Consider the following 13635-nt stretch of genomic DNA (forward strand, 5'->3'; position numbering starts at 1 on the left):
GCCACCGGTTCCCGTCGGCGGCCAGTGATCGGAGCGTCGTCGAGCTCACTCATCTCAGCCTGCGATGGACCCGACCGAGAGCTGGCCGGTGGCGGCCTTGACGAGTTCGGCTCTTTCGGTGGCGAGGTCGATGATGGCCAGGTCCGCGGTCCAGTCGAGGCCGACCACGAGCCGGGTTCCGCTGAACGTCATCCCCCCTTCGATCGCATACCTGAGGTGGTCGCCGGAGATACGACGGTCCTTGGCCGGGTCCCTGAGGGACAGCAAGAGCAGGGCCGGATCGTTGTCGTCGTTCCACAGGGCGGCGACCTGTCCGTCGCCTGAGGCGCTCAGGGCGCCCGCCCACGACGGGCCCGGGGCCGCGACTGTGCGGGTGAGGTTGAGGTCGAGGTCGAGGTCGTAGAACTGGAGCAGGCCGCAATCTGCCGAGAGGGCGGCCGGTCCGGCATGAGGGACGTATGCCAGGTTCTCGCCGAAGCTGCCGCAGGGCTTGCCGTTCTTGTCCGTGGGCGGCGGAAGCCGTACTCCGGTGAGGTTTGCGGCTGTCACGTCGTGGAGGACGGTGACCGCGCCGGGAGGCTCGTCCAGGCCGTCGCTGTCCTGGCGGCCGGGTCCGTCCTGATGTTCGTTGGGGGCGCCGGCCATGAGGCCCACGCCGCCTCGTGCCAGGGGGCCGAGGGCCAGGTGCTCGCCGAAGTGATCGTCGGGTTCCGAGGTACCGGGCACGCCGCGGGTCTCCTGCGTGATTCGCCGGCTGATCGAGCCCTTCTCGGCGAGGTAGACGGCTCCGCCGGGTCGCTCGTTCGGTGCGCCGATCGCGATCAGGTCGCCGTGGGCGGCGACGGACTCGCCGAAGTTCGCGTCTTTTTCCGGTCTGAGGGAGACGAGCCTTCTGGGTGGGGCGGCGGCTCCGCCGTACAGGATGTAGACAGCGCCGGATCCGGTCTTCCCCGCGACCGTGCCGCCCGGGGCGCCAACGATGACGTCGATGCAGTCGTCGTCGTTGACTTTGGCCATGGTCACCGACCGGCCGAAGTCAACGGCCCTGTTCCCGGGAGGTTCGGGGATGGTGATGACCTTGTCCGCGGACAGGACGTGTACCCGGCCGACGCGGCCTGTATAGCCGATGGCGATGTCGTCATGCCCGTCGCCATCGAAGTCGCGCGCGCTCGCTTTGGCACAGTCGGTTTTCACGGGCTGGGTGACGGCGACCGCCGGTTGGGAGGCGGTCGCCGCGGTCTGGGTGGCCGGGGCCGCGCTGGGTGCGGGCATGGACGACGGCGCCGAGCAGGCCGTCAAGGCGCAGATCAGCATTGCGGCGGTGGCTTCAGCCCGCAATCGGATCACCCCAGTTATAGGCGGTCCGCGCTTTGATCAACTCGGTTCTGCCGGTGGATGGATCGACGACGGCCACGTTGCCGAATGGCCCACCGATCGAGCCGAGCACGATCCGATCACCGCTGAAAGTCACTCCGAAGCTCCCTTCCCACTGGTCGCTGGGCAGCAGCCTGTCATCGGTGGAGAGGACCTGCAGCGTGGGGAGCCCGCCGGGGTTGGTCCACAGGGCGGCGACCTGCCCGCGCTCGGATGCGGCCAACGTGGCACCCGAGCCCACGTTGGCTCCCCGCGGTCGCAGCACCGTGCGCGTCGGCTGGAGATCGAGGCCGTAAAACTGGATGCGGTCACAGTCTCTGCCCGCGACGGCCAGTCCGGCTCCCCGGACGTACGCGAGGCTTGATCCGAAGCCGACGCACAGCAAACCACCGCTCACCGCTGTGGGGTGCTTCAGCCGGGTCGCTGCCGGCTTCGCCGCCATGACGTCGTGGATCACGGTTACCGCGCCCGCTTCGTAGTTCAGATCCCTCTCCTGCCGCCCGGGACCGTCATCGATCTCCCCCGGTGCGGCGACGATGAGCCCCACCTTGCCCGATGCCAGCGGTCCCAGTGCCACTCGTTCGCCGAAAGAGTCATGGCCTTCGCCGTTGCCCGGGATGCCCTCACGGTCCTGGCTGATCGATCGGATCAGCGTGCCGTTCCTGGCCAGGTACACCCCTCCGCCCTTCGCCGCGCCCGGGCTGCCGATGGCGAGCAGATCGCCGTGGGCGGCCAGCGACCAGCCGAATCGGTCACCCTCATGCGGCTTGGTGGCGATGAGTCGCTGCGGGGGTGCGAAGGCTCCGCCGTAATAGACGAAGACGGCACCCGCGCTCTTCTTGCCATCGACATCCGTGCCCGGCGCGCCCACCACTACATCGATGCAGCGATCGCCGTTGACGTGGGCAAGGGTCAGCGCCCAACCGAAGATGCCGTTCTCCCGGTGGGGAACGGGCACGGGCAGCGGAACGAGCTTGCCCGCCGTCAGGAGGTGGACGGTGCCCCTGCCTTCCCGGTGGCTGACCGCGACGTCGTCGCGGCCGTCGCGTCGAAGTCACGCGCGCTTGCCCGGCTGCAGTCGTCTGCGGCGGGTTGGGCCTGCGGTGATGATGGTGGAGGGGTGCTGCAGGCAGTGACCACAAGCAGGACCACAAGCAGGACCACAAGCAGGACGGCAAGCGGGACGGTGGTCAGCAAACGGGTGAACAGCGGGCGCTCCCTCGTCATCCGGGCGATCTTCCGGCAACTCCGAGAGTTCGGCAAACTGACCGGGTCAACTGCCAGCGCATCAGCCGGCAGGGGCGGTGGTGGCGCGCAACGATATCGGTGGCGACAGCAGCACGTGGCGTGCGGCCTCGGCCGGAGCGGAGATGTGCTCGGCGAGCAGGTCGACGGCCCGGTCCGCCATTTCGGCGACCGGCACGTCGGCGGCGGTGAGCGGCGGGTGAAACTCCTCCGCCCAGTGCCGTCCGACCACGCCCGTGACGGAGAATCGGCTGGGTACCGCCCGGCCGAGACGGCGCAGTGCGCGTTCCACTCCGGGAAGGGCCGCCTCGTTCACAGTGACGAGGCCGGTGAGGTCCGGGCGGGCGGTGAGGAGGTCCTGCATGCAGGTCTCGCCGGCCATCGCCTCGTCCGCACAGCACACCGCGGTCGCGGCCAATCCGCGAGCCGCCGCCGCAGCGGTGAAGCCGTCCAGGGCCCGCCGGGCGGGGCCGTAGCCGAGGTTCAGGAATTCCTCGGGCCGGTTGACCAGCGCGATCGTCCGGTGGCCGAGGTCGGCCAGGTGATGCACGCAGTTCGCGACCAACCCTTCGTAGTCCAGGTCCACCCAGGAAGAGATCTCTGCGTCGGCGGTGTGCCCGATCGCCACGAACGGCATCGCGGACTCGCGCAACCTGGCCGCCCGGGCATCGTGCAGCCGGACCTCCATCAGGATCACGCCGTCCACGCGGCGGCCGGTGACGATCCGCTCGAACGAGCGGTCGTGCTCGCCACCGCTGGGCGACAGGAGCACGTCCAGTTCGTGACGGCCGGCGGCCGTCACGACGCTCGCGACGAAGCCGAGCTGAATGGGTGTCAACTGGCTGCCGGCGGGCGGGATCACCAGGGCGATGGTGCGGGTGCGTCCTTCGGCCAGTGCTCGGGCGCTGGCGTTGGGCCGGTAGCCGGCCTCCTCGATGACGCGCAGGATGCGCCGGCGCGTCAGGTCGGACACGGCTCGTTTGCCGCTGAGGGCGTAGGAGACGGTGCTGCGTGAGACGCCGGCTCGTCTGGCGATTTCCCCGATGTTCAATCCCGTTCCCCGCTACCAGCATCGAACCGATTCGATGCCAGGTTAGGCGGGGGCGGACGAACCTGTCAACGTGGTGGTCATGTGCTGCTCCGCCGCTCGTGGGCGGCGGCGAGGATGAGGTAGGCGCTAGCCGTCCAAGTGTAGGCGCGGTCCCGCAGGCCCTCGCCGGTGCGGGCGTCGAAGTTCTCGGCGAACCCGGACTTCTCGCACAAGGTCCGGAAGCGGGCGCTGACCTCGTCGGCCAGGGCGGTGTGCCCGGCGCGGCGCAGCCCGTCCTCGATGAGAATCGTGGACGGGGCCCAGATGGGGCCGCGCCAGTAGCCGTCGTCCTGGTAGTGCTCGGAGGCGGGCAGTTCGGTGGCGGGCCCGAAGGCGGTCAGGTGCTGCTCGATCCGGGCGGCCAGGGCCGCGCGGACCGGGGCCGGCAACTCCTGTCCCAGCACGATCGGCATGAGGTCGAGCAGGCTGGAGCTGGACCAGGTGCGTTGCGAGTGAGCGCTGCGGGTGAGGAAGCGCTCGCCGTCCCATAGCTCGGCGAGAAGGGCGTCGCGTATCCGGTCGGCCCGCTCGGTCCATCGGGCGCTGTCGTTCGGATCCGGCGCCAGGCGGGCCAGCTCGCGCAGTTGCAGGACGAGGAAGGAGGCCAGGTCCGCGGTCTCGACAACGCGTTCGGGGTCGAAGGTGGTGGCGTTGTCCCAGCCGCTGTCGTTGCCGTGCTGGTAGTGCGGCAACTCGTGGCCGGGGGTGCGGCGGGCGTCGAGCCAGAAGGTGGTCCAGCGTTCCAGCGACCGGTAGATCTCGGCCGGATCGGAGGGGGGCGGCAGCTGACGCAGGGCCCAGCCGTGAATGGGAGGCTTGACGAAGTTGTAGAGGATCTCGGAGTGGGTGACGGAGTCGGGCAGCGCGCCGGCGTCGTCCTGGTGGTCGAACGGCAACCGGAACTGGTCCCAGGCCAGGCCGGGCAGGCCCTGGCCCAGGGCGATGGCGTTGAAGCAGTGGTCCCAGCTCCACACTTTGTCCATCCAGTGCTTGGACATGAGTACGGCCGGGCGGGTGATGAATCCGGCGGGGCGGACGGTCGCGGACCACAGCACGTAACAGGCCAGTTCGGCGGCGGGGGTGCGGTCACTGCGCCAGGGTGCGATCGCCGCGGTGAAGGCGTCGAACTCGGCCCGCGCCGTCTTGGCCAGTTGCTCGAAGCCGTCCGTGCTCGTGTAGGGGGCGCGGGCGGTCTCGTACTCCTCGACGGCGATCTCCCACCTCTCATCGGCAGGCAGGGCGACGCCGCGCTCGGCGGTGCCGAGCGCCTGCCCGCCGACGTGCTCGGCCCGTCCGGTGATCAGGGTGATCCGGTAGCGCCGTCCGGTCTGGTAGACGGTGAAGACGTACGATCCGTTCACGGGATCCTGGTAGAAGTACGGGCCGCTGAACGGCGTCAGCACGGGGTCGGCCGCGACCAGGCGGAGCCCGAGACCGTGGCCTCTGAGGCGTACCGTGTCGGGGCCTTGGTAGACGAGGTCGATGCGGCCGCCGTTGTGGCTCCAGGTGAGCTGATGCGGGGTGGCGGTGATGGCGGCCTCGGCGCTGGGGATCAGCCGCAGGATCGGGTGCATGCCGCTCTGGTGGGAGACCAGGTGCACGTCGCGGGCGTAGGTCTTCTCCGCCACTACGGGCGAGAAGCCGAACCAGGATCCGCGGTAGCTGAACGGGATCTCCCGCAGAGAGAAAACCGGGCCCGAAGCGGCGTCGGTCATGAAGTGAAGGTCCCTTCTCAGTCTTTGACGGCGCCGGCGGTCACACCGGCGGCGACGTAGCGCTGGGCGATGATGAGCAGGATGGTGGCCGGGATGGAGGCGACCACGGCGGTGGCCATGATGGCGTTCCACTCCTGGTTGTTGTTGCCGATGTAGTGGTAGATGCCGAGGGTGATCGGCTGGTGCTCGCCGCCCTGGTCGAGGGTGGAGGCGAAGATGAAGTCCGACCACGCCCACAGGAACGCGAACAGCGACACGGTGATGAGCGAGTTGCGGGAGACGGGCAGCACGATGGACCAGAACGTGCGCACCACGCCGGCGCCGTCGGTGCGGGCGGCCTGCAGCAGCTCTTCGGGGATGCCGGACATGAACGTGGTCAGGATCAGCACGGCGAACGGCACGGCCAGGGTGGAGTCGGCCACGATCAGGCCCGGGACCGTGTTGAGCGCGCCGGTCGACAAGAAGATGGCGTAGAAGCCCATCGCCATGATGATCCCGGGGATCATCTGCGCGATCAGTAGCACGAAGCTCAGAGTCCCGCCGCCACGTGGGCGCAGCTTGGCCAGCGAGTACGCGGCCGGCGCGGCGAGCAGCAGCGTCAGCGCCACGGTGCCCAGTCCGACGACGAGGCTGACTCCCAGGTAGGGCAGCTGCTGGTCCAGGACCGCCCGGTAGCCGTCGAGGGTGCCGTCGATCGGGAACCAGTGGGGCGGGCTCTTGCGCATGTCGGTGTCGCGGGTGAACGACACGTTGATCATCCAGTAGACCGGGAAGAGCATGACGGCGGTCAGCACGAGCCCGATCGCGGTCTTGAGTTGCCTCATGCCAGGGCCTGCCTTCGCTGGGTGCGGATGTAGGTCAACCCGAAGGCGAGCGCCGTCACGATGAGCAGGTTGCCGACCGCGGCACCGGGCCCGAAAGCGGGCACGAGGTTGCCGAAGCCGAGCCGGTAGGACCAGGTGGCGAACGTGGTGGAGGCTCCGCTCGGGCCGCCCCTAGTCATGATCCAGATGATGTCGAACACCTTGAGCGTGTAGACCAGGCCGAGCAGCAGCGTGATCGCCGACACCGGCCGCAGCAGCGGGAACGTCACCTTCCAGAACCGCTGCCGGCCGTTGGCGCCGTCCAGCGCGGCCGCCTCGTAGATGGCCGCCGGGATCGCCTGCAGGCCGCTGTACAGGACGACCAGGTTGAACGGGATGCCGATCCAGATGTTGGCGATGATGACCGACCACAGCGACCAGTCCGGCGAGGTCAGCCAGTTGACCGGCCCGATCCCGAGCCAGGCCAGAACGGCGTTGACCACGCCGGAGTCGCTGTTGAGCATCCATGACCAGGTTGAGGCCGACACGATCAGCGGCAGCAGCCACGGCACCAGGAACAGGCCCCTGAGCGTGGCCGACAGGCGGAAGTTCTTGGTGAAGAACAGCGCCAGCGCCAGCCCGATGGCGAACTGGAAGGCCAGCGACACCAGCGTGAACACCACGGTGTGCCATAGCGCCGGCCAGAAGGTGGCGTCGGCGAACACCTTGGCGTAGTTGTCGAAGCCGGCGAACGGCGCGTCCCCTTGGACGAACGAGCGGACCGTGTAGTTGCGCAGGCTCAGCTCGACGTTGCGATAGAGCGGGTAGGCGTAGAAGATCAGCAGGTACAGCACGACCGGGGCGAGGAAGGCCCAGGCCGCCCACTGCCCGGATCGCGCGCGTGCCGCCCGCCGACCCCGTGCCGTCGCCGGTACGGAACCGCCGGCGGCAGGACGCGCCTGCGTCTGTGTGACTCGGTTCATGCCGCTACTGGATCGCGCTCGCCGCCGACGACTGCGCCGCCGCCATCGCCTCCTGCGGAGACTTGGATCCGCTGAGTGCCGCCTGCACCGCGCCCCACATCGGCTCGGAGATCTTCGGGTACTTGGTGCCCAAGTCGTCGCTGGTGCGGCCCTTGGCCGCCTTGACCGCGTCCACCCACACCTGCAGGTCCGCGCTGGCCGCCACCTGCTTGGCCTGCACCTCCTCTGTGGGGGCGACGTAGGACAGGGTGGTCGTGGTGGTGAGCGAGTTGCGGGCGCTGGTCAGGCAGGTCACCAGCTTCTGCGAGGTGGTGTAGCGGGCGGTGTCGGACTGCACCGGCACACTGACGAACTCGCCGCCGGTCGGCGCGGGCGCGGTGCCGCCGCCCTTGCCAGGGATGGGGATGATGCCGTAGCCGAAGCCGGCCTTCTCGGCGTTGGCGAGCTGCCAGGTGCCGTTCTCGGCGAAGGCGTAGTCGCCGCCGGCGAACTCCTGCCAGCTGGTGGTCTGGGTGTTGTTGATGACCGAGTTGGGGGCGTAGCCCTTCTTCAGCCACTCCGTCCACAGCTGCACCGCTGAGACGCCCTCGGGCGAGTCGAGCTTGGTCAGGTTCGCGCCCGAGCCCCAGAACCAGGGCAGGAACTGGAAGCTGCCCTCCTCGGTGCCGATCGCCGAGAACGTGATGCCCTTCTTGCCCTTCGCCTTCACCTTCTCCAGCGCGGCGGTCAGCGAGGCCCAGTCCTTGACCGAGGCGATGTCCACGCCCGCGCTCTTCAGCACGTCCTTGTTGTAGTACAGGGCCAGGGTGTTGGCGCCGATCGGGACACCGTAGGTCTTGCCGCCGCTCTGTCCGGCGGCCAGCAGGTTCGGTGCGATCGCCGACACGTCGAGCTTGTTCTCCTCGGTCGTGGTCAGCACCCCGGCCTCGGCCAGCGTCGAGACGACCGGGTTGTCCACGATCAGCACGTCGGGCGAGTTGCCCTGCTGGGCGGCGAGCAGCGCCTTGTTGGTCAGATCGCTGGTGTCGTAGCCGGTGCGCTGCACTGTCACGCCCGCGTCGGTGCCGCATGCGTCCAGCAGCTTCACCCAGTCGGAGGTTTTGTCGTACTGGGGATACGGGTCCCAGATCGCATAGGTCCCGCCACCGGCGGCCTGGCTCGCGGTCGCCGAGCCGCCGTTGTCACCACCGGACGATGACGAGCAGGCGGCCAGCCCGCTGACGACGGCCAGGACCGTCAGACTCGCGCCGGCCGCACGCCGGCTCCTTGCCACTGATCTCATTGAGCTGACCTCCGGTAACACACGTGGCACGGCTGTTCCCGAGCCGAGTCGAACCGATTCGCCGAATCGGTTCGACCGAACATAGGCCCGTCTCAGCGGGAGAGTCAATGGGATGCGGCCATGGTTTGCCGAGATGTTGTGGGAGATGTGCGGCAGGCGACACCTCTCCTTCACATGGGCCTGCGGATGCTCGATGAACCGGTTCGACCTACGATGGTCGCCACGGCGGAACGAAAGGGCTCGGGTGAACATCGGAGAGATCGCCAAGCGGGCGGGCGTGTCACGCAGCACCGTCTCCTACGCGCTGACCGGCAAACGCCCGGTATCGGAGGAGACCAAGCGCCGCATCCAGACGGTCATCGACGAACTGGGCTACCGTCCCAACGCCTCCGCCCGGGCGCTGAAAGAGGGCCGCACCCGCACCATCGGCCTGGTCATTCCACCCGCCGGCCAGCGGCTGACCGACATGCAGCTCGGCTTCGTGGCCAGCGTGGTCGACGCCGCCGCGCGCGCCGATCTCGACGTCCTGCTCTCCCCCTCGGGCGGCGAACACGACCGCTCCTTCGAGCGCGTCGTCACGGGCCGGCGCGTCGACGGCGTCGTCCTCATGGAGATCCGGCTGGAGGACGAGCGCGTCACCCGGCTGCAGCACAGCGGGCTGCCGTTCGTCGGCATCGGCCGCACCAGCCGGCCCGAGGACATGTCCTGGGTGGACATCGACTACGAGACCCTCATCGCCAGGTGTGTCCATCACCTGGCCGACCTTGGTCATCGGCACGTGGCGCTGGTCAATCGCAGCGCCGAACTGGTCGCCGCCGGCTATGGGCCGGGTCATCGCGCGCAGGCGGGTTTCGAGCGCGCCGTCGCCGAACGTGGCCTGCACGGAGTTCAGGCATGCTGCGCGGACGACGCCCAGGCCGGGCAGTCCTGCCTGCGGCACCTCCTCGCCGAGCATCCGGAGCTCACCTCCGTGGCCACGATCAACGAGGCGGCGGTGTCCGGCATGTACCGCGCCCTGGCCGAAGCCGGCCTGAACGTGCCTCGCGACTTCTCCATCACCGGCGTTGCCGCACAACACTGGGCCGAGAACCTGCACCCGCCGCTCACCGCCGCCGACGTGCCCGCCGACGAGATGGGCGCCCGTGCCGTCGAGCTGCTCATCCAGCGGATCGCCGACCCCGCGACCGCTCACCGCCACCTGTTGCTCACCCCGCCGATCTCGCTGCGGGCCACGACCGGCCCAGCACGAGCAGGCGGCTGACCGCCGGAACCCCGACAGCGGCTGGATACGGGCCCAGGGCGCAGGCCGGGCTCGAGACTGTGGCGCGCACGCCGGCACGTTCGAAGAGCCTTCACGGCGCTTTGCCCCGAGTGACGAGCGCATGGCCGCGACATGTCGGCGGCGTTTCCGGCTCTTGACCACTGCGCCCGGAGCCGCTTATGGTCCAGTCGAATCGATTCGACCCCCTCCCGCACTCCCCGAATGGGAAAAGCGCATGGTCAAACCCTTGTCCCGGCGGGCACGGCCGCGCATGCCGCGCGCCATCCTCGCTTCCGCGATCGCCTTGACCACCATCCCGGCAGCCGCCATCCCAGCAGCCGCCTTACCGGCGGCCGCGCCGAACCTGGTCCTGCACTACGACTTCGAAGGAGACCTGTCGGGCGGCACCGTCACCGACCGCTCCCCCTCCGGCTTGGACGGCACGCTGGCCAATCCGGCGGCGGCGACCACCGCTGAGGGCGCCGACGGCACCCAGGCGTTGTCCCTGCCCGGCGGCGCGACCGGCTCCAGCACCGCTCCGTACGTGACGATCCCGAACGGGCTGTTCCGCGGCCGTCAGGCCATGACGATCTCGACCTGGCTGAAGTGGTCGGGCGGCCCCGACTTCCAGTGGGTCTACAACCTCGGCAAGGACGCCGGCACCGCCACCTTCGTCACCCCGTCCTTCGCCGGCGACGCCACCACCCGCTCGTCCATCAAGCCGGTCAACGGCAACGTCGAGGTGGGCGTGCCCGGCGCGCAGAAACTGCCGACCGGCCAGTGGGCCAACCTGGTCACCACGATCGACGGCAAGACCCTCACCTACTACGTCAACGGCGCCGCCATCGGCAGCACCACGGCCGAGATCGACCTGGCCGCGGTCATGCATGCCGACGGCAACACCACCTCCGGCTTCCTCGGCAAGCCGTTCTGGGGCGGGCACCCGTTCCTGGACGGCGAACTGGACGACTTCCGCGTCTACGACGCCGCCATGAACGCCGAGCAGGTCGCCGGCCTGGCCGGCGACCACCTGGCCACGATCACGAAGATCGACCAGACCTCCTTCGACGTCACCACCTACACCGAGGTCGCGCCGGAACTGCCGAAGAGCGCCAACGCGGAGTTCACCGACGGCATCCGCCGCGGCGTCCCCATCACCTGGCAGGCCGTCGACCCCGCTCAATACGCCAAACCCGGCCAGTTCACCATCCAGGGCACCGCGCACGGCACCGCCGTCGAGGCCACCGTGAAGGCGATCGACAACAACCTCACCATCGACCTCACCACCACCACCGGCGCCTTCCACGGCGGCGCGTCCGGCACTCTGTACGGCGTCTACGGCGAGGGCGTCCCCACCAGCAACCTGCTCGAAGGCATGAACCTGCGCACGGTCTCGACCAAGGCGCAAGACGGGCCGCAGCACCCGGGCGCCGACGCCCTGGAGGTGGTCAAGCCGCTGGCAGACAGCACCAACGGCGACGTGTACATCTACATGACCGACATCTACCGCGGTTTCCCCTACCAGTGGCCGGGCAGCACGCCCGAGGAACGGCTGAACGACTTCAAGGCCAAGATCGCCAAACAGGTCGACCAGGTCCTCAAGCTCGACCCGAAATACCAGGACAACATCGTCTTCGTGCCGTTCAACGAGCCCGAGGGCAACATGTTCGGCGACGGGCAGCGGCAGCTACAACGGCGTCAACTGGCTCAGCGACGCGCAGCACTACTTCAAGGCCTGGGACGAGGTCAACGCCCTGGTCAAGGGCAAGATGCCGAAGGCCAGGATCGCCGGCCCCAACTCCAGCGCCCTGTACGGCAAGGTGCAGGACTTCCTGCGGCACACCCACGACGCGGGCACCCTGCCAGAGGTCGTCACCTGGCACGAGTTGAGCGATCCCGCCAGCATCCGCACCAACGTCGCCAGGTACCGCGAATGGGAGCGCGCCATCCTCGGCGGCAAACAGTTGCCGATCAACCTCAACGAGTACGCGCACAACTACCACACCTCGGTGCCCGGCCAGATGATCCAGTGGGCCTCGGCCATCGAGGAGTCGAAGGTCGACGCCGACATCGCGTACTGGAACATCGACGGCAACCTGTCCGACTCCGCCGTCCAGGCCAACCGGGGCAACGGTCAGTGGTGGCTGCTCAACGCCTACGGCCAGATGACCGGCGACACCGTCAAGGTCACTCCTCCGCGGCCCGGCGTGAGCTACACCCTGCAAGGCGTCGCCACGCTGGACAAGCCCAAGGCGCAGGCGCGAGCCCTGTTCGGCGGCACATCCGGCAAGGCCGGCATCCGCTTCGACAACGTGGACGCCAAGCTGTTCGGACCCACCGTGCACGTGCTGATCCAGGAGATTCCGTGGACCGGCCAGATCGGCGACTCCCCCCAGCCCGACGTCGTCGCCGAACTCGACCTGCGGGTGAAGAACGGCTCGCTCACCTTCGGCTTCGGCCAGGCGCTGCCCCGGCTCAAGGAGTCCTCCGCCTATCAGATCATCCTCACGCCGGGCCGCAACGCGACCTCGTCGGCCGCGCCGTCCAAGCTCTGGCAGGCGGCATATGAAGCCGAGGACGCGGCGCACACCGGAGGCCCCTGGCGGCGTGAAGGGCCGCAGGGCTCGCCGTCCAACGTCGGTCAGTACTACACCTCCGGCGGCCACAATGTCGGCGGCTTCCACACTGGCTCCGACCTGGCCCTCGACTTCAAGGTCTCGGTCCCGAAGAACGGCACTTACGACCTGTCGGTCTTCGCCAACTCCCTCAACACCGCCGACGCCGTCAAGGAGCAAGGCCCCACCAACGTCTTCCTCCGCGTGGACGGCAAGGCCGAGCAGGAGCTCCGCCTTCCCCTCAGCTACCGCTGGCTGGCGTGGGACCACACCGATGCCCAGGTCCGGCTGACCAAGGGCGAGCACACCCTCACCCTGGCCGCCAAGAGCCTCGACGGCGCCCGCGCCACCAAGGGCGACGCCCTCGTTGACAAGATCGACCTCTCCCTCGCCAACCCCGCCGCGGCCGAGACGATCTACGAGGCCGAATACGCCACCCTCAAGGGCGCGAGCACCGACTACACCCGTAAGAAGGTTTCCGGCCCCGGCCACACGGAGATCGGCAAGAACCAGAGCGCCACCTTCTGGGTCTACTCCCCCGACGACGGCGAATCCACCCTCACCCTCGACACCCTCGGGGGCGGCCGCGCCTGGCTCGACGTCAACGGCCACCGCCTCACCGACGTCACCGCCCACACCAAGATCAAGACCGTCCTGTCCGGCGGCGTCAACCAGATCACCGTCACCGGCCAATCCGGCAAGCTTCGCCTGGACCGCCTGTCCGTCACCGACACCGACGGCGCTCTCAAGCCCACCTGGTACGAAGCCGAATCGGCCCGCGTCACCGGCAACGCGAAAATCACCGGCTACCCGCTGGCCGGCGGCGGCAAGGCGGTCACCGACATCGGCGGCGGCCCCGGCAACGCCAACACCCTCACCTTCGACGTCACCGCCCCCCAACACGGCACCTACGCGCTGACCGTCCGCTACTCCAACCCCGAGCAATCCCCGGCCTCCCACTACAACCCCGACCCGCTGGCCCGCCACGCCGAGATCTCCATCAACGGCGCCCAGCCTCAGCGTGCCTGGTTCCCGCACTCCTTCCACGCCGGCAACTTCTGGGAGCTGACCATCCCGGTCCAGCTCAAGAGGGGAGCCAACACCATCGCCTTCGCCTCGCACGAACTGCCGAGCTTCGACGGCGACTCCTACATCTCCGACGCCTTCCCCGACATCCTGCTGCGCTCGGCGTATGCCCCCATCGTGGACAAGATCGCGGTAACCCTGATCGCCAAGTGACCTTCACCTACGCGTGACTTGGATTCAG

At 68.8% G+C, this 13635-nt stretch carries 9 protein-coding genes and 1 pseudogene; 3 read left to right on the top strand and 7 right to left on the bottom strand.

Annotated elements, in window-relative coordinates; all coding sequences use genetic code 11:
• Positions 1–54: 54 nt before the first annotated feature.
• The 7 genes from AB0C27_RS28450 to AB0C27_RS28480 all read right to left on the bottom strand — a co-directional run bounded on the left by AB0C27_RS28450 (position 55) and on the right by AB0C27_RS28480 (position 8492).
• Positions 55–1338: a VCBS repeat-containing protein gene (locus AB0C27_RS28450; RefSeq protein ID WP_357849466.1), complete on the bottom strand. Its 1284-nt coding sequence runs from the start codon at positions 1336–1338 to the stop codon at positions 55–57.
• Positions 1328–2332, bottom strand: coding sequence for a hypothetical protein (locus tag AB0C27_RS28455; protein ID WP_357849469.1), 1005 nt, complete (start codon positions 2330–2332; stop codon positions 1328–1330). Before AB0C27_RS28455 ends, AB0C27_RS28450 begins: the two co-directional genes overlap by 11 nt.
• Before the next feature lie 330 nt (positions 2333–2662).
• Entirely contained in the window at positions 2663–3670 is a 1008-nt protein-coding gene (locus AB0C27_RS28460) for a LacI family DNA-binding transcriptional regulator (protein ID WP_357849472.1), read from the bottom strand.
• A 77-nt stretch (positions 3671–3747) separates the two neighbouring features.
• Positions 3748–5424 carry a trehalase family glycosidase gene (locus tag AB0C27_RS28465; RefSeq protein ID WP_357849475.1) on the bottom strand — a complete coding sequence of 559 codons (1677 nt, stop codon included), beginning with the start codon at positions 5422–5424 and terminating at the stop codon, positions 3748–3750.
• 17 nt (positions 5425–5441) lie between these two features.
• Positions 5442–6248 carry a carbohydrate ABC transporter permease gene (locus AB0C27_RS28470; RefSeq protein WP_357849478.1) on the bottom strand — a complete coding sequence of 269 codons (807 nt, stop codon included), beginning with the start codon at positions 6246–6248 and terminating at the stop codon, positions 5442–5444.
• The gene (locus AB0C27_RS28475; protein ID WP_357849480.1) at positions 6245–7210 is read right to left on the bottom strand and encodes a sugar ABC transporter permease; all 966 of its coding nucleotides are present in this window, start codon (positions 7208–7210) and stop codon (positions 6245–6247) included. The genes AB0C27_RS28470 and AB0C27_RS28475 overlap by 4 nt, the downstream gene beginning before the upstream one ends.
• Positions 7211–7214: 4 nt before the next feature.
• Positions 7215–8492, bottom strand: coding sequence for an extracellular solute-binding protein (locus AB0C27_RS28480; RefSeq protein ID WP_357849483.1), 1278 nt, complete (start codon positions 8490–8492; stop codon positions 7215–7217).
• A gap of 244 nt (positions 8493–8736) precedes the next feature.
• Here AB0C27_RS28480 and AB0C27_RS28485 point away from each other — a divergent pair, with 244 nt between their 5' ends.
• The 3 genes and pseudogenes from AB0C27_RS28485 (at position 8737) to AB0C27_RS28495 (ending at position 13607) form a co-directional block, all read left to right on the top strand.
• The gene (locus AB0C27_RS28485; protein ID WP_357849486.1) at positions 8737–9753 is read left to right on the top strand and encodes a LacI family DNA-binding transcriptional regulator; all 1017 of its coding nucleotides are present in this window, start codon (positions 8737–8739) and stop codon (positions 9751–9753) included.
• A gap of 583 nt (positions 9754–10336) precedes the next feature.
• Positions 10337–10921: pseudogene (locus AB0C27_RS28490) on the top strand (LamG domain-containing protein); the annotation flags it as partial.
• 601 nt (positions 10922–11522) lie between these two features.
• Positions 11523–13607 (top strand): cellulosome protein, encoded by a 2085-nt coding sequence (locus tag AB0C27_RS28495; protein WP_357850279.1) that lies wholly within the window; start codon positions 11523–11525, stop codon positions 13605–13607.
• Positions 13608–13635 lie beyond the last annotated feature (28 nt).

This window comes from Nonomuraea sp. NPDC048882 (genome assembly GCF_040649755.1).
Classification (GTDB): Bacteria; Actinomycetota; Actinomycetes; order Streptosporangiales; family Streptosporangiaceae; genus Nonomuraea; species Nonomuraea maheshkhaliensis.

Bases quoted from the DNA above. Each gene is read 5' to 3' on its own strand.
- AB0C27_RS28465 (WP_357849475.1), bottom strand. From the start codon at position 5,424: ATGACCGACGCCGCTTCGGGCCCGGTTTTCTCTCTGCGGGAGATCCCG.
- AB0C27_RS28470 (WP_357849478.1), bottom strand. From the start codon at position 6,248: ATGAGGCAACTCAAGACCGCGATCGGGCTCGTGCTGACCGCCGTCATG.
- AB0C27_RS28475 (WP_357849480.1), bottom strand. From the start codon at position 7,210: ATGAACCGAGTCACACAGACGCAGGCGCGTCCTGCCGCCGGCGGTTCC.
- AB0C27_RS28480 (WP_357849483.1), bottom strand. From the start codon at position 8,492: ATGAGATCAGTGGCAAGGAGCCGGCGTGCGGCCGGCGCGAGTCTGACG.
- AB0C27_RS28495 (WP_357850279.1), top strand. From the start codon at position 11,523: ATGCCGAAGGCCAGGATCGCCGGCCCCAACTCCAGCGCCCTGTACGGC.